Here is a 23666-nt window from a genome sequence, read left to right on the forward strand (position 1 = left end):
GCTCTCCGTTGCTTCAATGCGGCCGCTGCAGCGATGTCTCGTCCGTGACGAGCTGATTGAGCTTCTTGACCACCGTCTTCCAGCCCTCGCCCATCTTGCGATACGCGGTCTCGTTGGCCGGCAGCACGAAGCCGGAATGCACGAGGCGCAGGCGCGTGCCGTTGTCGGCTCTGGCAAGGGTGAAGGTGACCACGGTCGCCAGCGGCGCGCCGTAGCCGACATTGCCGGCATGGCCGCCCTTCCACGCGTAGGACAGCCGCTCGTTCGGCACGACCTCCAGCACCTCGCAATGAATGGTGCCGTCCCATTCGCCGGCCGGCGTGGTCTGGAAGGTGAAGCACGTTCCTACCTTGGCCTCGAACCCCGTGGGCGCCATCAGCCAGCGGCCGATCAGTTCGCCATTGGTCAGCACCTTCCAGACGACCTCCGGCGCGTGCGGGAAGATCTCCTCCACCACGATGGCCTGGGTGTCCGGCTTCACGTTTTGGTTCATGGGTCGATGTCCTTCAGCAGTTTCCTCAGATCGGCGAAGCGGTCGCGCCAGAAGGCGCCGTAATGGCTCATCCAGTCGGCCAGCGGCGCGAGGCCGCGCGGCTCGGCACGGTAGTAGACCTTGCGCCCCTCGGGTCGCTCGCAGACCAGGCCGGCCTGCTTCAGGGCTTTCAGATGCTGCGAGATCGCCCCCTGCGTGACGCTGCTGCCGCGGGTCAGCTCGACTACGGTGATCTCGTCGGCATCAACGATGCGCTCGAACACCGCCCGGCGGGTCGGGTCGGCCAAGGCGCGCATGACGGTGGTGATGGATTCGGGTTGGAGCATGCAAAAAACAATAGCTATGGCTAATGAATTAGTCAACACTAATCCTTTCGGCTCTCGGAACCGCGCGGTGACCGCCGGGCTCGACACACCGAAAATCCGAATTTTCTTCTTCCGTTTTCCCGAATGCTGTGCTATGGTCCAGCATCCCGTCTCACTTGAGGGGCGTTTCGCGATCGTCACGAGCGTGGAGTGCGGGATGCGGTGGGCGTGTCGGGTTGCAGCGTGAGCGATCATGCCGACGAACGATCCGATGCGCACGGCGAAATCGTGTGGTCCTGGTCTCCCGGTGCCGAGACCAAGTCTGCGCCGCAAAGTCTGGACGAGCGCGCAAGGCGACGGGGTCAAAAGCCGGTCCCCGAGGAGAGCACGTATAAGCCGTAGCGCCATCGCGCGGGGAAGGCCGGATGATCCGGCCCGTACCTGTGGTGACTGCCGCCTGCTTTTTTTGTTGCAGGCGGGCCATGGGTGCGACCGGCACCCGGCCTTCCCCGCGCCCTCATCTTCGAGAGGGCGATGAGATGACAACACTCGGACGCGACAGCGGGTGCGAGGATGAAATGCCGTGTCGACACACTCCGTCGTCGTCCCGGGCAAGCTGCGACGACGCGACAGCGGCGGCGCGGCGCCGACCCGGGACCCAGACTCCGCGGCGGTTGTATGAGGCACGCTGGAGCTGCCAGCCTTTGCACCAATATCCGCCGGTGGTTATGGATCCCGGCGTTCGCCGGGATGACACTGAATGTGTGGCAACGGCAGTGGCTCCCATTGGCAGGTTTGAACCTTCACCTCCGCCACCGGAACACACCGAGACGCCCTACTCCCGCCACCGCCTGCAGAAAAACCGACTGAACCGCCCTCCCCGATCCGGTACACTCGCGACGTGACAACCCGCCCGACGATTCTCGTGTTCGACTCCGGCCTCGGCGGCCTCAGCGTGTTGCGCGAGGTGGTGCGGGCGCGGCCCGACGCGCATTACGTCTATGTCGCCGACGATGCCTTCTTCCCCTACGGCCATCACAGCGAGCCGGCGCTGATCGCGCGCGTGGTGCCGCTGATGGGCGACCTCATCGCCGCGCATCGGCCGGATCTGATCGTGATCGCCTGCAACACCGCCTCGGTGCAGACGCTGGCGCCGCTGCGCGCCGCCTACGCGACGCCGTTCGTCGGCACCGTGCCGGCGATCAAGCCGGCCTGCGCGCAATCGAGGACCAGGCGCGTCTCCGTGCTCGGCACCAAGGCCACCGTGCAGCGTGAATACACCCACGCGCTCATTCGCGACTTCGCGCAGGGCTGCGCGGTGACGCTGGTCGGCTCGCCGGAGCTGGCCTCGCTGGCGGAGGCCGCGCTGAGCGGAACCAGCGTCAGCGACGCCGCCATCGCGGCCGAGATCGCGCCCTGCTTCATCGGCGACGCCGATGACGCGAGCGCTCGCACCGACACCGTCGCGCTCGCCTGCACGCATTATCCGCTGCTGCTCGACCGGCTGCAAAGGCTCGCGCCGTGGCCGGTCGCCTGGATCGATCCGGCGCCGGCGATCGCGCGCCGCGTCGTCGACCTGCTCGGCCCGCAGTCAGACCGCGTCGATCACGGCGGCGCCGCGATGATCTTCACCTCGAACAAGCCGCATCAACTCAGCCGCGCACTCACGCCGTTTTTCGGCGGCCGCGTGCCGGCCTGACGGAGACGTCCGATGTCAGCAACGCCCAAACCGCTCAACCGCCTCAAGCAGGCCTGGCGCGACAAGCAGCCGACCTTCGGCGCCATCGCCACCATTCCGAGCATCCAGACCGTGCGCATCATGGCGCAGTCGCTCGACTTTATCATCGTCGACCTCGAGCACGGGCCGATCGACCTCTCCACCGCGCATGCGATGATCACGGCCACGGCGGGCACGCCCTGCGTGCCGCTGGTGCGCATCGCCGCCAACGAGCCGCATCTGGCGAAGGCGCCGATGGATCTCGGCGCGCTCGGTATCAACTTCCCGATGATCTCGAGCCGCAGCGATGCCGAGAAGGCGGTGCGCAGCGTGCGCTATCCGCCGCGCGGCGACCGTCTCTGGGGCCCGTTTCACGCGCCGTTCCATTGGAACGTGTCGATGGACGAGTACATGGCGACCGCCGACGACGACATGATCTGCATGGTCACGATCGAGCATGTCGAGGCGGTCGAGCGCATCGACGAGATCATGGCCACGCCCGGCATCGACATCGCCGTGATCGGCCCGGGCGACTTGGCCACCTCGATCAACAAGCGCGGACAACTCGATGATCCCGAAGTCAAATCGCTCATCGCGCGCGCCGAGGCCGGCATCCTCAAGTCAGGCGTGCCGATCGGCGGCGCGGCGCGCTCGGCCGAACAGGCCAATGCGATGATCGAACGCGGCTACCTCGCGCTCGCGCTCGGCTTCGACTGGTCCTTGTTCCAGCGCGGCATTGCCGCGAGTTTCGAAGGGATCAGGCGCTGAGTCCGCGCGGATGCCCGGACTTCAGGTTTTGAACGAAAAACAACATTGGGGGAGAAGACCATGATGAAGAAGACGATTTTCGGCTTGTCGCTGGCCGTGCTGGGACTCGGCGCCGCGCTGGCGCAGCAGCCGGCGATCAAGCGGACCCTGCTGAACAAGATCGATTTTCCGGACGGCCATACCATCGTGCAGGCACTCGCCGAGGTTCCGGCCGGCGGCGCCGCGGGCCGGCATACCCACCCCGGTGTTGAGACCGCCTACATCCTGGAAGGCGAGGCCGAGCTCATCGTCGAGGGCCAGCCCGACCGGCACCTGAAACCTGGCGATTCGTTCCAGATCCCGGCCGGGGTCGTTCACGACGCCAAGGTTCACGGCGACAAGGGTCTGAAGGTGCTCGGCGTCTACGTGGTCGACAAAACCAAGCCGCTGGCGTCGCCGGCGCCCTGACGGCAAGACGAGGCTTTCACCGCGCCGCGGCCCGGGGTAACAGGGCCGCCGGCGGAGCGGTCCGGGTCTGCCCGATAACGGCTGCATCAGACGGCCATCGACACCAATGAATGGGAGTACCGATTCCAGATGCGCGGACAGACCAGGCCGATTTCGCTGCACCGCCGTCTGATCATCGATCTGATGCACGCCTCGCGCGACGTGCCGTTCGTGTCGCTGGAGCGCACGCTCCAGCTCGGTCCGCTGCTCGACGCTCGTGCCGCGGCCGATCGCCCGCCCGGCTTCGCCGCCCTGTTCGTGAAGGCGTTCGCGCTCGTCGCCCGCGACGAGCCGGTGCTGCGCTCGCTCTACGTCAAATGGCCGTGGCCCTGCTTCTACGAGCTGCCGCGCAGCGTCGCGACCGTGACCATCGCCCGAGTCGAGAACGGCGAGGATTGCGTGCTGCCGCAGCGCGTGTCCGGGCCGGAGACCATGACCTTGGCCGAGGTCGACGCGGTGATCCGGCAGGGCAAGGAGGCCCCGGTCGGCGACGTCCCGATGTTCCGCAAGATCATGCGGGCGACCCGGTTACCGCTCCCGCTGCGCCGCTTCGCCTGGTGGGTCGGCCTCAGCTTCGGGCGGCAGCGGGCGAACTGGTTCGGCAATTTTTCGGTGACCAGCGTCGCCGCCTGCGGCGGCGGCCAGTTGCTGGCGCTCAGCCCGGGGCCGTTCATCATCAACTACGACGTCGTCCGGCCCGACCAGACCGTGCGCCTCCTGATCCGCTGGGATCACCGGGTGACCGATGGCGCCATGATCGCGAGGACCGCGATCCGGCTTGAACAGGTGCTGAACGGGGAGATCGCGGCCGAACTGAGGGCTTTACCGTCAGCCGGGTCGGATTTGGCGGAGACCGGCCGGGCGTGCGAGCCGAAACGGCCGAAAATCACCGCCATCGGGGGACCCCAGGGGTGATTTCCCGGCCAAATCGGCGGTTGAGGTTTGACAAGTCAGCGGTTTCTCCCTTAAGAACCGCCCTGCTCGCGGGCCGCTTTCGGCCCGCGTTGCGTTTCGCGACCCGTGGCCTTCTCCCTTCATGCTTTGGGGATGGGCCTGTCGGTGGACCCGGTTCCCGGGACACACAGGAGGGCGCGTTTCCTCAAACCCGAACGAAAGACTGAAGAGGACGCGATGACTAAGCGCAGTGAGGCGAAGTACAAGATCGATCGCCGCATGGGCCAGAACATCTGGGGCCGCCCGAAGAGCCCCGTCAACCGCCGCGAATACGGCCCCGGTCAGCATGGCCAGCGCCGCAAGGGCAAGCTCTCCGACTTCGGCGTGCAGCTGCGCGCCAAGCAGAAGCTGAAGGGCTATTACGCCAACATCTCCGAGCGTCAGTTCCACGGCATCTATGTCGAGGCCGGCCGTCTCAAGGGCGACACCGGCGAGAACCTGATCGGCATTCTCGAGCGCCGTCTCGACACCGTGGTGTTCCGCGCCAAGTTCGTCTCGACGATGTTCGCCGCGCGCCAGTTCATCAACCACGGCCACATCAAGGTGAACGGCCGCAAGGTCAACATCGCGAGCTACCAGGTCAAGCCGGGCGACGTGATCGAGGTCAAGGAAGCCTCGAAGCAGCTTGCCGTGGTGCTGGAAGCCAGCCAGCTCGCCGAGCGCGACGTGCCCGACTACATCGAGGCCGATCACTCCAAGATGACCGCGAAGTTCATCCGCATCCCGGCGCTGTCGGACGTGCCGTTCGCGGTGCAGATGGAGCCGCATCTGATCGTCGAGTTCTACTCGCGCTGATCTTGACGGAGCGCCGCTCCGCCCACATCTGATAATCCGAAGGCCCTGGCACGCGCCGGGGCCTTTGTTTTTTTGGACTTCTGTTTTGGGTTTTCGGATCAGGCGAACCGATTCCCGAATGCCACACTTGCCACCGAATCGCCTCACCTGGGGCTGACAGCGAATCCGACCCGTGATTCACTGCCCGCAGTTGTAAAGTAGCGGGGCGTTCGCCATGGAGTTCAACAGGCGCAATATCATCTTCGGTGCGTTGCAGGCCGATGCGGTCGGTGCTCCACCTCTGCCGCCGTTGCGCACTTCACCGTTACGCGCGCGGCTCTCGGGGATCCGCTACCGTTTCAACGACGGCCTCTACCCGTCGACCGTCTTCGACCTTCTCGAACGCTCCTGCTGGCACGTCCAGTCCGATGCGACAGCCCATGTAATCCGCCATCTCGGCACCGGGCTCACCTTTGCCGACGCGCAACTTCGCTACGATCCGTTCGCGCTCGAACTTCTCCATTGTCTCGACAATTCTCCCGAACCCGCTGACGAGTGGCAAACCATGCTGGTCGGCTGGGCCGCGGTGAACATGGGCTGGAACATCAAGCGGCAGCGCCCGGGCGCGGCGCTGTTGTTGTCGCCATCGCGCCGCAGCCCGCTGGAGTCCTGGGTTTTCGACTGCGTCGAGGCGCCGGCGCTGGTGGCCGAACCGATCGAAGCCCGGCCGTTGCGGCGGCCGGACATCTGGCTCAATCCGCCGCGCGCGGCCTGATCGAGGAGGAGCTTTTTGCGGGAGCGATGCGAGTTGGGTAAGGTCCTCACGTGAAAGCCGAACGAGGACTGCCGATGTATTACACCCCGCCCCCGCGCGATCCCAAGGCGCCGCCCGTGCGCGTCAATCTTTTGTCCGACACGCAGACGCGCCCCACAGCCGCGATGCGCGAGGCGATGGCGCGGGCGGAGGTCGGCGACGAGCAGATCGGCGACGATCCGACCGTGCACGAGCTCATTGCCCGCGTCGCCGCGCTCATGGGCAAGGAAGCCGCGGTACTGATGCCCTCGGGCACGATGTGCAACGTCGCAGCCACCTTGGTGCACTGTCGCCCTGGCGACGAGATCCTGGCGCACGAGACCGCGCACATCATCTCGCGCGAGGGCGGCGCCCATGCCGCGCTCGGCGGCTTTCAGGTCACGCAGCTCAAGGGGCCCGACGGCCAGTTCACGCCGGAGACGTTCCGCGCCGCGCTACATCCGCGCTCGCGCTATCAGCCGCCGCAGACCGTCGTCAGCGTCGAGCAGACCGCCAATATCGGCGGCGGCACGATCTGGAAGAAGGCTGATCTCGATGCAATCGTGGCGATCGCCAAGGCGAACGGCATGGCGACGCATATGGACGGCGCGCGGCTGCTCAATGCCACCGTCGCCACCGGCATTTCGGCCGCCGACATGACGGCAGGCTGGGATTCCGCCTGGATCGATTTCTCCAAGGGCTTGGGCGCGCCGATCGGCGGCGTGCTCGCCGGCAGCGCCGCCTTCATCGACGAGGTCTGGCGCTGGAAGCAGCGCCTCGGCGGCGCCATGCGCCAGGCCGGCGTGGTGGCGGCCGCCTGCATCTACGCGCTCGATCATCACGTCGACCGCCTGGCCGAGGATCACGCCAATGCGCGCGCGCTGGCGCGCGGGCTGTCACAGATCCAGGGCATCGAGGTGCAGGAGCCCGAGACCAATCTCGTCTTCTTCAAGCCCGACGGCGCCGGCGTCTCCGGCGACAGGATGGTGAGTGAACTCCGCAAGCGCGGCGTGCTGCTCGCGATGATGGACGGCCGCATCCGCGCCTGCACGCATCTCGACGTGTCAGCCGCGATGATCGAGGAAACGATCGGACATGTCAGGGAGATCGTGCGCGGCGCATGACGATCACGATGCGAGGACTCGAGGGACCCACGCCCCCGCAGGACGGCCGCCTATCGCGGCGATCCTGCGCGAGCGCGGCTCTCGATGGCCTGGCTCAACGCGTCATCGTGCAGCTCGGCGCTTGCCTCGGAGAAGCAGCAGAACACGATCTGCGACAGCGAGGTCTCGTCGTTGATGGCCTCGATCGTCGTGGCAACCGCGATCGATGCCGCACGGTCCGCGGGAAAGCGAAAGATGCCCGTCGAGATCGCGGGGAACGCGACCGAGTCCAGACGATGCTTGTGGCAGAGCTCGATCGAGCGCCGGTAGCAAGAGGCGAGCAGCTCCGGCTCGCCGCGCTCGCCGCCCTGCCAGACCGGGCCGACCGTGTGGATCACATGGCGCGCCGGCAGCCGGTAGCCTTTTGTGATCTTGGCCTCGCCGGTCTTGCAGCCATGGAGCATACGGCATTCCATGACCAGATCCGGCCCCGCGGCGCGGTGGATGGCGCCGTCGACGCCGCCCCCACCAAGCAACGACGAATTGGCGGCGTTGACGATCGCGTCAACGCCGATTTTGGTGATGTCGGCAACGACGACCTCGAACCGGGTCGCGCCGATGCTGCGGACCGGATAGCTCAGGCGGATGCTGCCGTGCCGACCGGGATGCCCTTGTCGGTGAACAGCTGCTGCAGCTCGCCGCTCTGGAACATCTCGCGCACGATGTCGCAGCCGCCGACGAACTCACCCTTCACATAGAGCTGCGGAATGGTCGGCCAGTTGGAGAACGTCTTGATGCCGTTGCGCAGCTCAGCCGACTCCAGGACGTTCAGGCCCTTATAGCCGACGCCGACATGATCGAGGATCTGCACGACCTGGCCGGAAAATCCACATTGCGGAAACTGCGGCGTCCCCTTCATGAACAGGACGACGTCGTTCGACTTCACTTCGTTGTCGATGAATTGCTCGATGCTCATCTTCGCTTCCTCTGGGGCGCCTCAAGGAACGCCTGGGGCTCGGTGTCGCGCTGGTCGCCGTTCGACCTCCGTCGTGCCCGGCCGACCGTCACAGCCTCTATATGTAGCGCAAACCGTTGTTCAGCCAAAGTAAAATGCCAGGGGGCCGCCGCAACGCAGCTCCACCGTCCGGCCATAGCCTGATGACAGCAATATTATAGCCGACGCGAGGGTTTCATCCCGTAACCAAGCCCCTATCTAGGACGAACTGCCCAGAGGAACTTGTTCCGTCGAATATCGTTCTCTTCCGGCAAACGGAGACCCTCGTGACCAGTTCAGCGTCCGCCCCGGCCCCGCTTCCCATCACTGATGTGCGTCCGACGCCGAGGTCAGGGGCCCAGGCCGCAGGCCTGATCGAGGCTTACCTGTCGGTTCGCGGCGAGACCGAGCGACGCGCGGCGCCGCTGAGCTCGGAGGACCAGGTCATCCAGTCGATGCCGGATGCCAGTCCCGCCAAATGGCACCGCGCCCATACCACCTGGTTTTTCGAACAGTTCGTACTGGGTGAGCACTGCCGGGGCTATACGCCCTACCACCCGGATTACGCCTTCCTGTTCAATTCCTATTACGTCAGTGCCGGCCCCCGTCACACGCGGGGCGAGCGCGGCCTGATCACCCGTCCCGGGGCCGCCGATGTCACGGCCTATCGCCGGCATGTCGATTCGGCCATGGTCGAATTCCTGGGCCGCGCCGATGCCGCCACCCTGGCGGCCGTCGCCCCGCTGGTCGAAGTCGGGCTCAACCATGAGCAGCAGCATCAGGAGCTGATGCTGACCGACATCCTCCACGCCTTCGCCCAAAATCCGACCGCTCCGGCCTACGACCCCTTGTGGCGCTTTCCGGCGCCGGCTGAAGCGGGCGAGGATTGGATCAGCCTTGCCGAAGGCATCCACACCGTCGGGCACGCCGGCGACGGCTATCATTTCGACAATGAGCGGCCGACGCATCGGGCGCTCGTGGGACCGGTCAGGATCGCGCGCAATCTGGTCACGAACGCCGAATGGCAGGCGTTCATGGCAGACGGCGGCTATCAGACAGCGACGCTGTGGCTGATGGACGGCTTCGCGGCCGCCAGCCGCGACGGCTGGCAGGCGCCGGGGCACTGGTACAAGGTCGAAGGCGAATGGAAGATCATGACGCTCGGCGGCTTGAAGTCCGTCGATCCGAACGCGCCGGTCTGCCACGTCAGCTACTATGAGGCCGACGCCTTCGCGCGCTGGTCCGGAAAGCATCTGCCCACCGAGATGGAGTGGGAGGTCGCGGCGCGCGGCGATCAGTTGAAGGACGCCTTTGGCATCGTCTGGCAGTGGACCCGCAGCGCCTATAGCCCCTACCCCGGCTATCGGCCGGTCGAGGGCGCGCTCGGCGAGTATAACGGCAAGTTCATGGTCAATCAGCTGGTGCTGCGCGGCTCGTCGCTGGCGACGCCGGACGGCCACAGCCGCGTCAGCTATCGCAACTTTTTCTATCCGCACCACCGCTGGCAATTCACCGGGCTGCGGCTCGCCGATTACGCCTGAGCCGCCAGCCACGCCCGACAGTCGCGCCTGTGCGCGTCCAGGAGAGTATCATGAACGTGCACGTCAACGCCCTGGCCAATGCCCATTTGCCTGACGCCAAGACATCGGCTTTCGCGTCCGATGTGATCGAGGGCCTGAGCCGCCAGCCGAAGCAGCTGTCGCCGAAATACTTCTACGACGCGGCCGGTTCCGACCTGTTCGAGCAGATCACGCGGCTGCCGGAATACTACCCGACCCGCACCGAACTCGGTATTCTCAGAGACCGTGGCCCCGAGATCGCAGCGATCATTCCCGAAGATGCCGCGCTGATCGAGTTCGGCGCCGGCGCGACCACCAAGGTTCGCCTACTCCTGGACAACTGCCGTTTCGCGGCCTACGTGCCGGTCGATATCTCCGGTGACTTCCTGACCGCCCAGGCCGACAGCCTGCGGCGCGACTTCCCGACCCTTGCGGTCCATCCCGTCGTCGCCGACTTCACCACCGCCTTCAAGCTGCCCGACGCCATCGAAGGAAAGCCCAAGGTCGGCTTCTTCCCGGGATCGACGATCGGCAATTTCGAGCCCCACGAAGCCTGCCGCTTCCTGCGTTCGGCGCGGGAGATCCTGGGCGCCGGCGCCTTGATGATCGTGGGCGTCGACCTCGAGAAGGACGAGCGCGTTCTGCATGCCGCCTACAACGATGCGGCCGGCGTGACCGCCCGCTTCAACCTCAACCTGCTGCTCCGAATCAACCGCGAGCTCGGCGGCAATTTCGACCTGTCCGCCTTCGTTCATCGGGCGATCTATAACCGCGAGCAGCACCGCATCGAGATGCATCTGGTCGCGCGCAAGCCGCAGACTGTCCGGCTGCTCGGCACCACCGTGTCGTTCCGCGCTGGCGAAAGCATCCACACCGAGAACAGCTACAAATACAGCATCGAGCGCTTCGGCGCGCTGGCCCGCGGCTCGGGTTGGAAGGTGCAAACGGTCTGGACTGATGCCGAGACGATGTTCTCGGTCCAGGCGCTCGTCGCCGAGGCGTGATGCCCGACGCGCGACGATCGCGAGGCGCAGTCGTCAGCGCTGGTCGGGCACCCCGGTCTGCAAGGCGAGAGCGTGCAGCACGTCGCCCATCTGGCCGCGCAGCGACTGATACACGAGCTGATGCTGCTGCACCCGCGACTTGCCGCGGAAGGCCTCGGAGATGACGGTGGCGGCATAGTGGTCGCCGTCGCCGGCGAGATCGCGAATCGTCACCTGGGCGTCGGGGATGGCGGCCTTGATCATCTGCTCGATATCGTGGGCATCCATAGGCATCCCGCTGCATCTCCTTCTCTCGACGACGGACCGCGGCGGCCCCGGTCGCCATGACTGCCTCCATCAGTGCGCCGTCGAACGCTGCGAATCAAGGCGTTCTCGCGCGACCGTGATGGCGGAATTTAGCGCGAACTGCTTCCGTGGTCACGCCTCGAACCATTATATACCGGGAAACAGGGATAAAGCGGGACCGGGTGACGCACCCCGGAAGCGGGATCACGAGGGCAGGACATGAAGCTTCCAGGGCCGGATCATCCGATCACCATTACTGCGAACCCCCGGCGCGTGCGGGTGCTCGCCGACGGCGTCGTGATCGCGGATACCAATCGCGCTCTGACGCTGAAGGAAGCGAGCTATCCCGCCGTCCAGTACGTGCCGCGGGCGGACGCCGACATGGCCGCTCTGCAGAAGACCGAGCGGGTCACCCATTGCCCCTACAAAGGCGACGCCAGCTACTTCAGCATCAAGGCGAACGGCAAGACGCTGGACAATGCGATCTGGAGCTACGAAGTGCCTTTTCCGGCGATGACCGAGATTGCAGGCCACCTGGCGTTCTATTCAGACAAGGTCAGGATCGAGGAAATCGCGGATTGAGGCTGGAGACCACCGCGGGGCTGGCGCAGGCTGCCCCCGCGGCGATCGTTTGGCTCTGATGAAAGTTTGCCCCGCTACACCCTGAAGATCGTCAGCCCGAGAATCAGAAGCACGAGGAAGATCACCAGGAAGATGTAGAACAGGATCCGCGCGATGTCGGCGGAGGCGGCCGAGATCCCGGTGAAGCCGAGAATACCGGCAACCACGGAGATCAGGAAAAACAGCAGCGCCCATTTCAGAAGAGTCACGGTATAGTCCTCCGGTACAGCGCCGCGCAGGCGCGTCGGCTCACTAACCACGCGATCCGGAACCGGTTCCTTGAGCCACCGCGCCGCCGCCGTGAAATTCCGCAACTCCCCGCGCCCCTCCGCGTAACTTGAGTTGCTGCGATTCGTAGTGAAGATGGCTGCAGATTTTTGCCGAGTGTGTGCGAAACCCGCTTGCGGGCCGCAGCGCTTGCTGATTTGCAGCGTCGAGGACAACATCTGGTATTCGGGCAACGTCATCCGCTGAGTTGCAGCGAAGGCTGCGGCGGACGATGGCGCCAAAGTCACACGAGCGCATTCATTTCAGCTCGCGCGTCCTGGATCGAGGTTTGCATGCGCCCGAGTTGGGGGTGCCGGCCTCACAGGGGCGGCGGCAAGAGCACGGCAACAGCAGCGGCGCTGGGGGGCATATGGTCACATCGGTTACACAATCGGCGGCGGCCGCCAAGGTCGAACTGCAGGCTCGCCCGAAGGCGCGGGCACGCAATGCTGCGCTCGATCATGCGCGCACCTTTCTCACGCTGATCGTGCTGCTGCATCATGCCGTGATTCCCTACACCTATTTCGGGCACACCGACCCGACCTCCTTCCTCGGCTTCGACTGTATCGTGCTGGCCACCGACAGCTTCTTCATGGCCATGTTCTTCTTCCTGTCGGGCCTGTTCGTGTGGTCCGGCCTCGCCCACAAGACGACGTTGCAATTCCTGCGCGACCGGCTGCTTCGGCTCGGCCTGCCCTTCGTCGTCGCTGCGCTGACACTCATTCCGCTCGCCTATTATGCGATCGAACTGCGCGCCAATCCCGATGCGACCTTCTCGGCCTTCTGGTGGAAGACCGTCACCGTCGGCCCCTGGCCGAGCGGTCCGATCTGGTTCATCTGGGTGCTGCTCGCGTTCGATACCTCGGCGGCCCTGCTGTATCGCGTCTCGCCGCGCCTGCTCGAGCCGATCAACCGGCTGTCGCAGCGCGCCTTCGAACATCCGCGCGATTTCTTCTTCATTTTCCTGCTGATCACCGGCGTGCTCTACATCCCCTCGCGGCTGTATTTCGGGCCGACCCACTGGTTCGAGGCGGGGCCCTTCTCGGTCCAGGCCAGCCGCGTGCTGCTCTACGCCGCCTATTTCTACATCGGCGCCGGCATCGGCTCGGCCAATTTCGAGCGTGGCCTGCTGGCCGCGGAAGGACAGATGTCGCAACGCGGGCTCGGCGCCTGGATCGTGGTCACCGTGGTGCCTTATGCCTTGCTGTGGGTGCTGATCACGATCAAGCGCCAGGTGCTGGACAATCCGCCGGTGCTGCCGCACTGGTACGAGGCGGCCTATGGCGTGTTCTTCGTGATCTTCAGCGCCGCGATCCTGTTCGCGATCCTGTCCTACTTCCTGAACCACCGCCGCTCGGAATTCTCCGTACTCGATCGCCTGCAGGCCGATGCCTACGGCATGTTCCTGGTGCACTATCCGATCGTGCTGTGGCTGCAGTACTGGCTGTTCGACCTCAATGGGCCGGCGATCGCCAAGGCAACGATCGCGTTTGTCGGCAGCGTGCTGCTGAGCTGGGGCGCGACCTGGGTGCTCAGGCAGATTCCGGGGGCGAAGAACGTATTGTAAGACACGTCCGACTCCTCCGTCATTGCGAGCGGAGGGACCAATAACCACAGGACCTTGTTGCCTGACGCGGGCCCGCCGACTACTCCGTGCACGGAGTATAGGTCCCGGATCAGCGCTACACGGCGCGATGCGCCGCCGTAGCTTGTCCGGGACGACAATGGAGGTTTAGGCAGCGGTGCCGCCCATGTAGCCTGGCAGCCAGCTTTCGAACCGGGTCTTGAGCGCGGCGACTTCGACCGACGCCTCACCGGCAATCGCCAGCGCCGTGCCGCCGGTCGTGCCGATGCGGGTGCACGGCACGTTGGCGCCGCGCATCTTGGCGAGGACGCGACCAGCCTCGGTCTCCGGCACCGTCACCAGGTAGCGCGCCTGATCTTCGCCGAACCAATAGGCGTGCGGCACAATCGAGGCCGGCGCGGCCAGCAGCCGCGCGCCGATGCCGGAGGCCATCGCCATCTCTGCCAGCGCGACCAGCAGACCGCCGTCGGACAGGTCATGTGCCGCCGTCGCCGTGCCCGCATGGATCATGCCGCGCACGACGTCGCCGATGCGCTTTTCGGCGGCGAGATCGACCGGCGGCGGAGCGCCCTCCTCGCGACCGCAAACGTCGCGCAGATAGACCGACTGGCCCAGCCAGCCGTGGGTGTCGCCGACCAGCAGGATCGCCTCGCCCTCGGCCTTGAAGGCAATGCTGGCCGACTTGGTGAAATCGTCGAGCAGGCCGACGCCGCCGATCGAAGGCGTCGGCAGGATCGCCCGGCCGTTGGTCTCGTTGTAGAGCGAGACGTTGCCGGACACGACCGGGAAGTCGAGCGCGCGGCAGGCCTCCGAGATGCCCTTCAGGCAGCCGACGAACTGGCCCATGATCTCGGGCCGCTCCGGATTGCCGAAGTTGAGATTGTCGGTGATGGCGAGCGGCCGGCCGCCGACGGCGGTGATGTTGCGCCAGGCTTCCGCCACCGCCTGCTTGCCGCCCTCGAACGGGTCCGCCTCGCAATAGCGCGGCGTGACGTCGACGGTGAGCGCGAGGCCCTTCGGCCCGTCCTGCACGCGCACCACGGCGGCATCGCCGCCGGGGCGCTGCACGGTGTTGCCGAGAATGACGTGGTCGTACTGCTCCCAGATCCAGCGCTTGGAGCACAAATCGGGCGTCGCGATCAGCTTCTCCAGCGCCGGAATCACGTCCATCGGCGCTTTGACCTCGCGGGCGTGGATCACCGGCAGCGCGGGCGATGCGACATGCGGACGGTCATAGAGCGGCGCCTCGTCGCCGAGCTCCTTGATCGGCAGATCGGCCATGACGTCGCCGCCATGCTTCACCACAAAGCGCTTGCTCGGCGTGGTGTAGCCGACCACAGCGAAATCGAGGCCCCATTTGCGGAAGATCGCCTCGGCTTCCTTTTCCTTCTCGGGCTTGAGCACCATGAGCATGCGCTCCTGGCTTTCCGAGAGCATCATCTCGTAGGCGCTCATGCCGGTCTCGCGGGTCGGCACCGAGTCCAGGTCGAGATCGACGCCGAGGTCGCCCTTGGCGCCCATCTCGACCGCCGAGCAGGTCAGGCCCGCCGCGCCCATGTCCTGGATCGCGATCACGCAATCGGCGGCCATGATCTCCAGGCACGCCTCCAGCAGCAGCTTCTCGGCGAAGGGATCGCCGACCTGCACCGTCGGGCGCTTCTCCTCGGAGGAATCGTCGAACTCGGCCGAGGCCATCGAGGCGCCGTGGATGCCGTCGCGCCCCGTTTTGGAGCCGAGATAGACGATCGGCATGTTCACGCCGGAGGCCGCCGCATAGAAGATCTTGTCGGCGTCGGCGAGGCCGACCGCCATGGCGTTGACCAGGATGTTGCCATCATAGCGGGTGTGGAAGCGGGTCTGGCCGCCCACCGTGGGCACGCCGAACGAGTTGCCATAGCCGCCGATGCCGGCGACGACGCCGGACACGAGATGCCTGGTCTTGGGATGCTCCGGGGCGCCGAACGACAGCGCATTCAGGCAGGCGATCGGGCGAGCGCCCATGGTGAAGACGTCGCGAAGGATGCCGCCCACACCCGTGGTGGCACCCTGGTACGGCTCGATATAGCTCGGGTGGTTGTGGCTCTCCATCTTGAACACGACGGCCTGGCCATCCCCGATGTCGATGACGCCGGCGTTCTCGCCCGGGCCCTGGATCACCCAGGGCGCCTTGGTGGGCAGACCCTTGAGATGGATGCGCGACGATTTGTACGAGCAATGCTCGTTCCACATCGCCGAGAAGATGCCGAGCTCGGTGAAGGTCGGCTCGCGGCCGATCAGCTTCAGGATGCGCTCATATTCGTCGGGCTTCAGGCCGTGGGCGGCGACGAGCTCGGGGGTGATCTGCGGTTCATTGCGCATGGAGAAATGCCTTTGCCCCGTGGGCCGCTGGTCCCTTAAACCCTGCTTCATAGAAAGCCGGGCCTGATGCGAAAAGGCCTTTTACGGCCCTCTCCCGCCCTGTCCAGAGCTTTGGCCCGGACCGTGTGGCGGGATATTTGCAGATTAGCGATTGATCGGATTTAAGACGGTCAATCAACAGTTAAAGGCCCCGTCACGTGCACGATCTGTCCCGTTCCGCCTTCGAGAACCGCCCCGGCATCCACATCGCCACCGATGGAGAGTTCGCCGGCTGGCGCACCTGGATGCGCGACAGCTACGAATCCCACACCGGCCCGTTCTGGCACCGGATGGAGGAGCACGGTTCGATCCGCTGCGCCTTCCGGGTCGAGAAAAAGCACCTCAACGGCGCCGGCAACGTCCATGGCGGCTGCCTGATGACCTTCGCCGACTACTGCCTGTTCGCCTTCGCAGCCCCGATCCTGCAGGGCCCGGGCGTGACGGTGTCTTTCTCGTCAGAATTCCTCGATGCCGCGCGCGAGGGCGAATTGATCGAAGCCACCGGCGAGGTCACCCGCGCCGGCGCCTCGCTGATCTTCCTGCGCGGCATGCTGCATTCGGGCCCGAAGCCGCTGTTCTCGTTTTCCGGGACGATCAAGCGGGTGAAGCGGCGGACGCCGGAGACCGCGAGCTCGCCGTAGCGCGGGTCAAGAGCGATCATGTTCAACTCTCACCGTCATTCCGGGGCATTCGCGCGCAAAATGGCAAAGCCATTTTGAAGCAGCGCGAATGAGCCCGGAATCCATACCCCCAATCGGTGGCCGGGACGAAGATCGTCGCCGCGCGCAGCTCGCGACACATACCCGTTCGTGAGTATGGATTCCGGGCTCGCGCTACGCGCGCCCCGGAATGACGTGTGGAGAGAGCGAGGGTCGCCGCCTCTCCAGCCTACCCAGCGATCTGCTTCTCGGCGACGGCGATCCACTCGGCCTGCGCTTTCCGGACGTGGCGCGGCGAGCGCTTCATCTGGATCAGGAGCTCGGTGAACACGACCTTGGCCTCGTCGACGCGACCGACTGATTTGAGCAGCGATCCGTAGCGCGCCTTCACCTCGCTGCTGGGCGCGTAGTCCAGGAGCGCCTGGTATTCCTCGAGCGCCTCATCGGTCCGGCCGGCATCCTGGAGCGCCCGCGCATACAGCAGATGCGCCTCGGTGGAGTTGTAGTCCGGCCACGTCTTCTGCAACTCGTCGAGCGTGGCTAGCGCGTCCGCGGGGCGCCGCCGCGCGAACTGCGCCTTGGCCTTGCCGAGCGCGAAGACCGGCTCATGGCCCATCGGCAGGCTGAGGATATGGTCGTAGTGCCGCTCGGCCTCGTCATAACGACCGATGACGACGCATTCCTCAGCGAGCGCGGCGCGGTTGGCGATCGTGTCGGTGATCCCAACGCGGTCCGACAACTCGCGATAGTACTTCTCGGGATCGAGCTTATTGGCGACGCGCTTGCGCGCCTTCTGGACGTCGTGGCTGCCGAGCCATTCAGGCACCAGCTCGACCACGATGTAGGCGAGCGCGCCGATCATCGGCACCATCAGGATAATGAAGGCCCAGGGCTGCAGGCGTCCGGTCCGCGACGCATGATAGATCAGCGAGATGTCGAGCAGCAGAACGACAAGCGCGATAGGCACGGCAAATCCCCCAGTCCCACAGCCGCAACGGTACACGCTTCGTTGATAGCGCGCTCCGATGGGCCCGACAATCCTGCGCTGTTGCAGCAGGACTGCCCATGGGCGTTTGACGCAATCACGCCACGGCGGGTTCAAGCGAGGGCACCGTCACGTTCGGCCTGCGCACTGCTGATCCTGGGCGCACACACGCAAAGGGCGGAAGCGTGCCACGCTCCCGCCCTCGCTTCGCCAAACCGATGGCTGCGGCCTTACTGCTGCTGGTCGATGACCTGCACCACCTTCTGGTCGCGCGGATCGATTAGAACCACCTGCTCGCCGATCGCGAGATACTGGTAGTTGGCAAGCTCTGGATTGGCGCGCGCCAGCTCTTCGGGTACGCGACGCAGGCTCAGGCAGCTCGAGCCGGACGAGGTTGACGAGGACGAGGTCGTCGAGCCCACGGTGCCCGTCTCGGTCGCGGCGCGGCGCAGGATCTGGCGCTGATCGTCCGACAGCACGATCCGGGTCGAGCTCACGCCGTAACCGCCGCGGTCGTAACCGCGATCGGCACGCATGCCGTTCTGCGGGATGACGTCGACGATCTCGCGGCTGCGCGGATCGACGATGGCGATCTCGTCACGCACGATCGTGTACTCGTAGCCGCGATATTCCGGCACGATGGTCACGATATCCGACGGCAGCGGACGCGGACGCACGCGCTCCGGCAGGCGCTCGCCGATGCTGACATTGATGTTGATGTCGGTACGCGCGCGGTCGAAGTCGCGATCGCGCTTGAGCTGATCGACCACGCGGGTCTTCTGCTGCTCGTTGACCTGAACCTGCGCATTGGTGCGGGTGCCGTTCGGCTGGGTCTGGGTGTTGGCCTGACCGGTCTGCTGACTGGTGCCGGCCGGCGTGGTCTGCGGGTTCTGCTGCGCGGTCGAGTTCTTGCTGTCCGTAGCGGTCGGCTGGTTGGCCTGCTTGGTGCGATCGTTGTCCTTGTCGCCAGCCTTGTCAGCCGCCTTGTCGGAGGTGCCGGTCTTGCGCTCGTCCTGGCTCTGCTTGGTCTTGTCCTTGTCAGGGCCGTTGCGATCATTGCGATCGGCCTCGCGGTTGGACTTGCGATCCGTCGCGCCCGACTTGGACTCGGCGGCACGGTCCTGCTCCTGCTTGGACTCGGCCTTATTTGACTCGGCCTTGCTCGACTCGGCCTTGGCCTTGCTGTCCGACTGCTTGTCGGCCTGTTTGCTGTCGGTCGGCGACTTCGTCTCGGCGCTCTCCTTGGCATCACGGCCGCGCTCGGCGGCCGCACCGCCCTTGCTCTCGGCGCTCTGCTTGGCGTCATGCGCCGGCCGCTCAGCCGCGCGCTCCTGCGCCTGCTCGCGCCCACCGGCTGCGGGCTCGCTACGGCGCTGCTCCTGCGCGCTCTGCTTTGCCTCGGACCCGGCGCGCTCCGCCGCCGCGGCGCCGCCCTTCACCTCTCCCTTGGCCTCGGCTGCGGGCCGTGTCGCCTCGCGCGCCGTCGGGGCCGCTGCGCCGCCCTCGCGCTTCATGTCGCCCTGCGCCGATGCAGCACCTGATGCCGTGCCGATTGCCAGGATGATCGCGGCCGTTCCCAGCCAGTGTTTCGTCGTCATGTGAGAACCTCCTTGGTTCCCTGCCCCAGTCGCGGGCGGACAACGCAAACAGCCGCCCGGCGTTGCCGGACGGCTGCAGAAAAAACTGCGGAACGAATTCGATGAACGGATCAGGCCGCCCGGTCGAGATGGGCGACGAGGCCGGCGAACAGGCCGCGGCCGTCGGTGCAGCCCATGATGTCCTCGACGTGATTCTCGGGATGCGGCATCATGCCGAGCACATTCCCGTTCTCGTTGACGATCCCGGCGATGGAATGCGCCGCGCCGTTGATGTTGCTGAGGTCGCCGACCTCGCCATCGGCCGAGCAGTAGCGATAGAGCACGCGCCCGTCGCCATTGAGCCGCTTCAACGTTTCCTCGTCGGCCGCGTAGTTGCCCTCGCCATGGGCGACCGGCACGCGGATGACCTGGCCGGCATTGTAGCCGCGGGTGAACGGCGAATCCGAGCGCTCGACGCGCAGATGCACGTCCTTGCAGATGAACTTCAGCCGGTCGTTGCGCATCAGCACACCCGGCAGCAGGCCGGATTCGCACAGGATCTGGAAGCCGTTGCAGACGCCGAGCACCAGGCCGCCCTTGGCGGCGTGATCGCGCACCGCGTCCATGACAGGCGCCCGCGCCGCGATGGCGCCACAGCGCAGGTAATCGCCATAGGAGAAGCCGCCGGGGACGACGACGAGATCGGTCCCCTTCGGCAGCGACGTCTCGGCGTGCCAGACCATCGCCGGCTCATGGCCGGAGATCATGCGCAGCGCCCGCGCCATGTCGCGTTCGCGGTTGATGCCGGGGAAGACGAGTATGGCGGATTTCATAGCGAAGGAGCTTCACTGAGTTCGAGGCGTCGCTCCATACGGTCAAACCTTTCGTCGAGGCGACCGAGTACCGCATATGCGTTTTGGAGATCCTGCATCATCGACAATTGGTAAGACCGGAGAGCAGTCAGATCGGCTCGCATCTCGTCGAACCGATGATCCGCGCGATCAAGCCGCTGTTGGATTTGCTTGAGAATCCCGAAGATCAGCTCGTTCGTCACCTCAGCCATGGCCAAGCCCCGTCAGCCCTTCATCTCGATGGCATAATTCTCGATCACCGTGTTGGCGAGCAGCTTGTCGGCGGCGGCCTTCAGGGCCGCCTCCGCCTGGGCCTTGTCGACGCCGGCGAGCTCGATGTCGAACACCTTGCCCTGGCGCACGCTGGCGACACCGTCGACGCCGAGCGATTTGAGGGCGCCCTCGATCGCCTTGCCCTGGGGATCGAGGATGCCGGTTTTCAGTGTCACCGTGACACGCGCTTTCACGTCTTGATTCCCTTTAGCTCTTGACCAGGACCGGGCCGGAGCCCGCTGGGCGCTCGTTCTCGATGAGGATGCCGAGCCGCTTGGCGACCTCGGTATAGGCCTCCAGAAGGCCGCCAAGATCACGACGGAAGCGGTCCTTGTCGAGCTTCTCGTTCGACTTGATGTCCCACAGCCGGCACGAATCGGGGGAAATCTCGTCGGCGACGATGATCCGCATCATCTCGTTCTCGAACAGCCGGCCGCATTCCATCTTGAAGTCGACGAGGCGGATGCCGATGCCGAGGAAGAGACCGGTCAGGAAGTCGTTGACGCGGATGGCGAGCGCCATGATGTCGTCGATCTCCTGGGGGGTGGCCCAGCCGAACGCCGTGATGTGCTCCTCCGACACCATGGGGTCGTTGAGCTGGTCGTTCTTGTAATAGAATTCGATGATCGAACGCGGCAGCTGGGTGCCTTCCTCGATGCCGAGGCGCTGCGACAGCGAGCCCGCCGCCACGTTGCGCACCACGACCTCGAGCGGGACGATCTCGACCTCGCGAATCAGCTGCTCGCGCATGTTCAGGCGGCGGATGAAGTGGGTCGGCACCCCGATGTCGTTGAGGTGCTGAAACAGGTACTCCGAGATGCGGTTGTTGAGGACGCCCTTGCCTTCGATCACCTGGTGCTTCTTGGCATTGAAGGCGGTGGCGTCGTCCTTGAAGTGCTGGATCAGGGTGCCCGGCTCGGGACCTTCGTACAGGACCTTGGCCTTGCCTTCATAAATGCGACGCCGACGGCTCATTGGGATGTACCGTGTTTTGTTGAAATCCATGAAATTGGTGGGCTCCGGATGATTTTGGACAGGACCACGACGGAGCTGCCGCGAGGCCCGGATCGGACGGAAACAGAACAAGAACCGGGCCGAATTGAACCTATCCCATTGGGGTCCCGAGCACAATCGATCCGGACTCCCGGACCTCAGTTTTACCGGCCTTCCTGCGGCCTCGTGCCCGTTGTATTGGCGTTGTGTTCCAATTATTTAGGCATGCGGCCACCGCCCCGCAACCGCCTGCGCGGTTAACCCTTTTCGGCAACACTGGAAGTTCCGGCTATGACCACGTTCGACAAGCGCGAGGACGCGTTCGAGAAGCAGTTCGCTCATGACGAGGAATTGAAATTCAAGGCGGAAGCCCGCCGCAACAAGCTCCTCGGCCTGTGGGCGGCCGAAAAGCTCGGCAAGTCCGGCGCTGACGCCGACGCCTATGCCAAGGACGTCATTGCGGCCGACTTCGAGGAAGCCGGCGACGCTGATGTCGTGCGCAAGGTGCTGGGCGATCTCTCGGCCAAGGGCGTCACCGAGGCCGAGATCCGGTCCAAGATGAGCGAACTGCTGGCCACCGCGGTGGCGCAGATCAAGGCCGGACAGTAACGAGCGGATAGCGAGTGGGCGAATAGCGAGTAGGGAATCCTTTCCTATTCGCTACTCGCCACTCCCTGCTCACCTATTCTTCTTTAAATCCATACTCCGGCACGTTGCCGCTCGCACCGTAATATTTGTACGGCAGGAACTTGCCCGACATCGAGATCTTGACGCGGTCCCCCTTCGGATTGGGCAGGCGCTCCATCACCATGTCGAAATCGATCGCCGACATGATGCCGTCGCCGAACTCCTCCTGGATCAGCTCCTTCCAGGCCGGGCCGTTGATCATCACCAGTTCGTAGAAGCGGTAGATCAACGGATCGGTCGGCGGCATCTGCACACCCTCGCCGCGCATCGGCGTCTCGTTCAGCATCGAGATCTCCGACTTCGACAGCCCGAATAGCTCGCCGGCATTGGCGGCCTGCGGCTTGGTCAGCTTCATCTGGCCGAGAATGGCGCCGACGATCAGCACCTCGGAATAGCCGCCGATCTTCTCGCAGATGTATTTCCAGCTCCAGCCCTTCTCGCGCTTGATGTCGAGCAGCTTCTCGGTGAGGTCGGATCGCTTCATGCTTGGTCTCCCTTGATGGGCCTTCGTTGAGGGTTTCTTCTGAGCGTCAGCGCGCCGCCGCCTGCGGCGCGTCGGTGTCGGCCGGCTTGGACGCGACGATCGTCGGCTCGGTGCGGCCGATCTTCACCACCGGCACCTTGCGCGGATCATGGTCCGGCGTCTCCGCGGTGAAGGTCTTGCTGCGGCTGACCAGGAAATCGATGATGTGGTTGCGCAGCGAATAGTACAGCGGATGGCGGTGCAGATCGCCGCGCAGCCGGTCCTTGGGCAGTGGGTTCTCGACGATCTCGGCCAGCACCGCACCGGGGCCATTGGTCATCAGCACGATCTTGTCGGCGAGGTAGATCGCCTCGTCGACGTCGTGGGTGATCATGAACACGGTCTGCCCGGTCTCGACGCAGATGCGCCGGACCTCGTCCTGCAAGGTGCCGCGCGTCAGCGCATCGAGCGCCGAGAACGGCTCGTCCATCAGCATGATCTTCGGCGTGATCGACAGCGCCCGCGCGATGCCGACGCGCTGCTTCATGCCGCCGGACAGCTCCGAGGGACGCTTGTGCTCGGAGCCGGCGAGACCGACGAGCTCGATATATTTCAGCGCATGCGCCTTGACCTTGGCGCGATCCCATTTGCGCCATTTCGACGAGACCGCATAAGCGACGTTGCCGAGCACCGTCCGCCACGGCAGCAGCGCATGGCTCTGGAAGATCACGGCACGGTCGAGGCTCGGCCCTTCGATGGCCTGGCCGTCGACGACGACCACGCCCTCGCTCGGCGCATCGAGCCCGGCCAGGATGTTGAGCACCGTGGTCTTGCCGCAACCGGAATGCCCGATCACGCAGACGAACTCGCCCCTGGTCATGCCGAGCCAGAGGTTCTCGAAGATCGTCGTGCTCCGCGCGCCGTCATAGCGCTTGGCAATGCCCTCGATCGAGATGAATTTGTCGCTCATGACGCGGTCTCTCCGTTCCCTCCCCCCTTGTGGGGGAGGGTCAGGGAGGGGGGTCCTCCACAAAGACTCTCGCTTGTGGCACCCCCACCCCTAACCCCTCCCC

28 protein-coding genes are annotated in these 23666 nt (G+C 65.2%); 13 read left to right on the forward strand and 15 right to left on the reverse strand.

Going from position 1 to position 23666, the window contains the following annotated elements:
- Positions 1 to 13 precede the first annotated feature (13 nt).
- The gene (locus ACQR1Y_RS03350; protein ID WP_434875427.1) at positions 14 to 493 is read right to left on the reverse strand and encodes an SRPBCC family protein; all 480 of its coding nucleotides are present in this window, start codon (positions 491 to 493) and stop codon (positions 14 to 16) included.
- Entirely contained in the window at positions 490 to 819 is a 330-nt protein-coding gene (locus ACQR1Y_RS03355) for an ArsR/SmtB family transcription factor (RefSeq protein ID WP_434858459.1), read from the reverse strand. Before ACQR1Y_RS03355 ends, ACQR1Y_RS03350 begins: the two co-directional genes overlap by 4 nt.
- A gap of 880 nt (positions 820 to 1699) precedes the next feature.
- Here ACQR1Y_RS03355 and murI point away from each other — a divergent pair.
- The 7 genes from murI (at position 1700) to ACQR1Y_RS03390 (ending at position 7414) form a co-directional block, all read left to right on the forward strand.
- The gene (gene murI, locus ACQR1Y_RS03360; RefSeq protein ID WP_434875426.1) at positions 1700 to 2497 is read left to right on the forward strand and encodes a glutamate racemase; all 798 of its coding nucleotides are present in this window, start codon (positions 1700 to 1702) and stop codon (positions 2495 to 2497) included.
- A 12-nt stretch (positions 2498 to 2509) separates the two neighbouring features.
- Positions 2510 to 3283 (forward strand): HpcH/HpaI aldolase family protein, encoded by a 774-nt coding sequence (locus ACQR1Y_RS03365; protein WP_434875425.1) that lies wholly within the window; start codon positions 2510 to 2512, stop codon positions 3281 to 3283.
- Between the two features lie 60 nt (positions 3284 to 3343).
- On the forward strand, positions 3344 to 3730 hold the full coding sequence (locus ACQR1Y_RS03370; RefSeq protein WP_035643542.1) for a cupin domain-containing protein: 387 nt from the start codon (positions 3344 to 3346) through the stop codon (positions 3728 to 3730).
- Between the two features lie 129 nt (positions 3731 to 3859).
- Positions 3860 to 4684, forward strand: a complete 825-nt coding sequence (locus ACQR1Y_RS03375) for an acyltransferase (RefSeq protein ID WP_434875424.1) — start codon at positions 3860 to 3862, stop codon at positions 4682 to 4684.
- Between the two features lie 216 nt (positions 4685 to 4900).
- Positions 4901 to 5518, forward strand: coding sequence for a 30S ribosomal protein S4 (rpsD, locus tag ACQR1Y_RS03380; RefSeq protein WP_315782312.1), 618 nt, complete (start codon positions 4901 to 4903; stop codon positions 5516 to 5518).
- 214 nt (positions 5519 to 5732) lie between these two features.
- A complete protein-coding gene (locus tag ACQR1Y_RS03385) occupies positions 5733 to 6272 on the forward strand; it encodes a hypothetical protein (protein ID WP_434875423.1) in 540 nt (179 codons plus the stop codon).
- A gap of 74 nt (positions 6273 to 6346) precedes the next feature.
- Positions 6347 to 7414 (forward strand): threonine aldolase family protein, encoded by a 1068-nt coding sequence (locus ACQR1Y_RS03390; RefSeq protein WP_434875613.1) that lies wholly within the window; start codon positions 6347 to 6349, stop codon positions 7412 to 7414.
- Between the two features lie 50 nt (positions 7415 to 7464).
- On the opposite strand, the gene ACQR1Y_RS03395 is transcribed toward ACQR1Y_RS03390, so the two are convergent.
- Both ACQR1Y_RS03395 and grxD read right to left on the reverse strand, forming a co-directional pair.
- Positions 7465 to 8034 carry an O-acetyl-ADP-ribose deacetylase gene (locus ACQR1Y_RS03395; RefSeq protein WP_434875612.1) on the reverse strand — a complete coding sequence of 190 codons (570 nt, stop codon included), beginning with the start codon at positions 8032 to 8034 and terminating at the stop codon, positions 7465 to 7467.
- Positions 8031 to 8369: a Grx4 family monothiol glutaredoxin gene (gene grxD, locus ACQR1Y_RS03400; protein WP_006609190.1), complete on the reverse strand. Its 339-nt coding sequence runs from the start codon at positions 8367 to 8369 to the stop codon at positions 8031 to 8033. The genes ACQR1Y_RS03395 and grxD overlap by 4 nt, the downstream gene beginning before the upstream one ends.
- A 305-nt stretch (positions 8370 to 8674) precedes the next feature.
- Between grxD and egtB the strand changes: the two genes are divergently transcribed.
- Complete coding sequence (egtB, locus tag ACQR1Y_RS03405) at positions 8675 to 9928, forward strand: ergothioneine biosynthesis protein EgtB (RefSeq protein WP_434875422.1); 1254 nt, start codon at positions 8675 to 8677, stop codon at positions 9926 to 9928.
- A gap of 50 nt (positions 9929 to 9978) precedes the next feature.
- The gene (gene egtD, locus ACQR1Y_RS03410; protein ID WP_434858453.1) at positions 9979 to 10950 is read left to right on the forward strand and encodes an L-histidine N(alpha)-methyltransferase; all 972 of its coding nucleotides are present in this window, start codon (positions 9979 to 9981) and stop codon (positions 10948 to 10950) included.
- Positions 10951 to 10983: 33 nt separating this feature from the next.
- Here egtD and ACQR1Y_RS03415 read toward each other — a convergent pair whose 3' ends face one another.
- Positions 10984 to 11223: a BolA family protein gene (locus tag ACQR1Y_RS03415; protein WP_315719345.1), complete on the reverse strand. Its 240-nt coding sequence runs from the start codon at positions 11221 to 11223 to the stop codon at positions 10984 to 10986.
- Between the two features lie 231 nt (positions 11224 to 11454).
- Between ACQR1Y_RS03415 and ACQR1Y_RS03420 the strand changes: the two genes are divergently transcribed.
- Entirely contained in the window at positions 11455 to 11817 is a 363-nt protein-coding gene (locus ACQR1Y_RS03420; RefSeq protein ID WP_434875421.1) for a DUF427 domain-containing protein, read from the forward strand.
- A 74-nt stretch (positions 11818 to 11891) separates the two neighbouring features.
- Here ACQR1Y_RS03420 and ACQR1Y_RS03425 read toward each other — a convergent pair whose 3' ends face one another.
- Entirely contained in the window at positions 11892 to 12065 is a 174-nt protein-coding gene (locus ACQR1Y_RS03425; protein WP_315719343.1) for a DUF1328 domain-containing protein, read from the reverse strand.
- A 428-nt stretch (positions 12066 to 12493) separates the two neighbouring features.
- Between ACQR1Y_RS03425 and ACQR1Y_RS03430 the strand changes: the two genes are divergently transcribed.
- Positions 12494 to 13690 (forward strand): acyltransferase family protein, encoded by a 1197-nt coding sequence (locus ACQR1Y_RS03430; protein WP_434858451.1) that lies wholly within the window; start codon positions 12494 to 12496, stop codon positions 13688 to 13690.
- A gap of 165 nt (positions 13691 to 13855) precedes the next feature.
- Here the strand turns inward: ACQR1Y_RS03430 and purL are convergent, their stop codons facing one another.
- Positions 13856 to 16066 carry a phosphoribosylformylglycinamidine synthase subunit PurL gene (gene purL / locus ACQR1Y_RS03435; protein WP_434875420.1) on the reverse strand — a complete coding sequence of 737 codons (2211 nt, stop codon included), beginning with the start codon at positions 16064 to 16066 and terminating at the stop codon, positions 13856 to 13858.
- Between the two features lie 197 nt (positions 16067 to 16263).
- Here purL and ACQR1Y_RS03440 point away from each other — a divergent pair, with 197 nt between their 5' ends.
- On the forward strand, positions 16264 to 16746 hold the full coding sequence (locus tag ACQR1Y_RS03440; protein ID WP_434875419.1) for a PaaI family thioesterase: 483 nt from the start codon (positions 16264 to 16266) through the stop codon (positions 16744 to 16746).
- A gap of 247 nt (positions 16747 to 16993) precedes the next feature.
- Here ACQR1Y_RS03440 and ACQR1Y_RS03445 read toward each other — a convergent pair whose 3' ends face one another.
- The 6 genes from ACQR1Y_RS03445 to purC form a co-directional block, all read right to left on the reverse strand.
- On the reverse strand, positions 16994 to 17731 hold the full coding sequence (locus ACQR1Y_RS03445; protein ID WP_434875418.1) for a tetratricopeptide repeat protein: 738 nt from the start codon (positions 17729 to 17731) through the stop codon (positions 16994 to 16996).
- Positions 17732 to 17979: 248 nt separating this feature from the next.
- Positions 17980 to 19263, reverse strand: coding sequence for a DUF1236 domain-containing protein (locus tag ACQR1Y_RS03450; protein ID WP_434875611.1), 1284 nt, complete (start codon positions 19261 to 19263; stop codon positions 17980 to 17982).
- A 194-nt stretch (positions 19264 to 19457) separates the two neighbouring features.
- Positions 19458 to 20159, reverse strand: a complete 702-nt coding sequence (gene purQ / locus ACQR1Y_RS03455; RefSeq protein WP_434875417.1) for a phosphoribosylformylglycinamidine synthase subunit PurQ — start codon at positions 20157 to 20159, stop codon at positions 19458 to 19460.
- Entirely contained in the window at positions 20156 to 20389 is a 234-nt protein-coding gene (locus ACQR1Y_RS03460; protein ID WP_434858446.1) for a hypothetical protein, read from the reverse strand. Before ACQR1Y_RS03460 ends, purQ begins: the two co-directional genes overlap by 4 nt.
- A gap of 12 nt (positions 20390 to 20401) precedes the next feature.
- Positions 20402 to 20644 (reverse strand): phosphoribosylformylglycinamidine synthase subunit PurS, encoded by a 243-nt coding sequence (gene purS, locus ACQR1Y_RS03465; protein ID WP_434875416.1) that lies wholly within the window; start codon positions 20642 to 20644, stop codon positions 20402 to 20404.
- A 13-nt stretch (positions 20645 to 20657) separates the two neighbouring features.
- Positions 20658 to 21425: a phosphoribosylaminoimidazolesuccinocarboxamide synthase gene (gene purC / locus ACQR1Y_RS03470; protein ID WP_016843454.1), complete on the reverse strand. Its 768-nt coding sequence runs from the start codon at positions 21423 to 21425 to the stop codon at positions 20658 to 20660.
- A gap of 309 nt (positions 21426 to 21734) precedes the next feature.
- Here purC and ACQR1Y_RS03475 point away from each other — a divergent pair, with 309 nt between their 5' ends.
- Positions 21735 to 22052, forward strand: coding sequence for a DUF1476 domain-containing protein (locus tag ACQR1Y_RS03475; RefSeq protein ID WP_434875415.1), 318 nt, complete (start codon positions 21735 to 21737; stop codon positions 22050 to 22052).
- Between the two features lie 73 nt (positions 22053 to 22125).
- Here ACQR1Y_RS03475 and cynS read toward each other — a convergent pair whose 3' ends face one another.
- Both cynS and ACQR1Y_RS03485 read right to left on the reverse strand, forming a co-directional pair.
- Positions 22126 to 22614, reverse strand: coding sequence for a cyanase (cynS, locus tag ACQR1Y_RS03480; RefSeq protein WP_006614502.1), 489 nt, complete (start codon positions 22612 to 22614; stop codon positions 22126 to 22128).
- A gap of 46 nt (positions 22615 to 22660) precedes the next feature.
- Positions 22661 to 23563 (reverse strand): ABC transporter ATP-binding protein, encoded by a 903-nt coding sequence (locus ACQR1Y_RS03485; protein ID WP_434875414.1) that lies wholly within the window; start codon positions 23561 to 23563, stop codon positions 22661 to 22663.
- Positions 23564 to 23666 lie beyond the last annotated feature (103 nt).

The organism is Bradyrhizobium sp. HKCCYLRH3099, from assembly GCF_051167855.1.
In the GTDB taxonomy this organism is placed as follows: domain Bacteria; phylum Pseudomonadota; class Alphaproteobacteria; order Rhizobiales; family Xanthobacteraceae; genus Bradyrhizobium.

Bases quoted from the DNA above. Each gene is read 5' to 3' on its own strand.
- purQ (WP_434875417.1), bottom strand. From the start codon at position 20,159: ATGAAATCCGCCATACTCGTCTTCCCCGGCATCAACCGCGAACGCGAC.
- ACQR1Y_RS03475 (WP_434875415.1), top strand. From the start codon at position 21,735: ATGACCACGTTCGACAAGCGCGAGGACGCGTTCGAGAAGCAGTTCGCT.
- purC (WP_016843454.1), bottom strand. From the start codon at position 21,425: ATGAGCCGTCGGCGTCGCATTTATGAAGGCAAGGCCAAGGTCCTGTAC.
- ACQR1Y_RS03390 (WP_434875613.1), top strand. From the start codon at position 6,347: ATGTATTACACCCCGCCCCCGCGCGATCCCAAGGCGCCGCCCGTGCGC.
- ACQR1Y_RS03385 (WP_434875423.1), top strand. From the start codon at position 5,733: ATGGAGTTCAACAGGCGCAATATCATCTTCGGTGCGTTGCAGGCCGAT.
- cynS (WP_006614502.1), bottom strand. From the start codon at position 22,614: ATGAAGCGATCCGACCTCACCGAGAAGCTGCTCGACATCAAGCGCGAG.
- ACQR1Y_RS03415 (WP_315719345.1), bottom strand. From the start codon at position 11,223: ATGCCTATGGATGCCCACGATATCGAGCAGATGATCAAGGCCGCCATC.
- ACQR1Y_RS03350 (WP_434875427.1), bottom strand. From the start codon at position 493: ATGAACCAAAACGTGAAGCCGGACACCCAGGCCATCGTGGTGGAGGAG.
- rpsD (WP_315782312.1), top strand. From the start codon at position 4,901: ATGACTAAGCGCAGTGAGGCGAAGTACAAGATCGATCGCCGCATGGGC.
- ACQR1Y_RS03355 (WP_434858459.1), bottom strand. From the start codon at position 819: ATGCTCCAACCCGAATCCATCACCACCGTCATGCGCGCCTTGGCCGAC.
- ACQR1Y_RS03370 (WP_035643542.1), top strand. From the start codon at position 3,344: ATGATGAAGAAGACGATTTTCGGCTTGTCGCTGGCCGTGCTGGGACTC.
- ACQR1Y_RS03375 (WP_434875424.1), top strand. From the start codon at position 3,860: ATGCGCGGACAGACCAGGCCGATTTCGCTGCACCGCCGTCTGATCATC.
- ACQR1Y_RS03450 (WP_434875611.1), bottom strand. From the start codon at position 19,263: ATGAAGCGCGAGGGCGGCGCAGCGGCCCCGACGGCGCGCGAGGCGACA.
- ACQR1Y_RS03460 (WP_434858446.1), bottom strand. From the start codon at position 20,389: ATGGCTGAGGTGACGAACGAGCTGATCTTCGGGATTCTCAAGCAAATC.
- purL (WP_434875420.1), bottom strand. From the start codon at position 16,066: ATGCGCAATGAACCGCAGATCACCCCCGAGCTCGTCGCCGCCCACGGC.
- ACQR1Y_RS03485 (WP_434875414.1), bottom strand. From the start codon at position 23,563: ATGAGCGACAAATTCATCTCGATCGAGGGCATTGCCAAGCGCTATGAC.
- ACQR1Y_RS03365 (WP_434875425.1), top strand. From the start codon at position 2,510: ATGTCAGCAACGCCCAAACCGCTCAACCGCCTCAAGCAGGCCTGGCGC.
- grxD (WP_006609190.1), bottom strand. From the start codon at position 8,369: ATGAGCATCGAGCAATTCATCGACAACGAAGTGAAGTCGAACGACGTC.
- egtD (WP_434858453.1), top strand. From the start codon at position 9,979: ATGAACGTGCACGTCAACGCCCTGGCCAATGCCCATTTGCCTGACGCC.
- ACQR1Y_RS03420 (WP_434875421.1), top strand. From the start codon at position 11,455: ATGAAGCTTCCAGGGCCGGATCATCCGATCACCATTACTGCGAACCCC.
- ACQR1Y_RS03430 (WP_434858451.1), top strand. From the start codon at position 12,494: ATGGTCACATCGGTTACACAATCGGCGGCGGCCGCCAAGGTCGAACTG.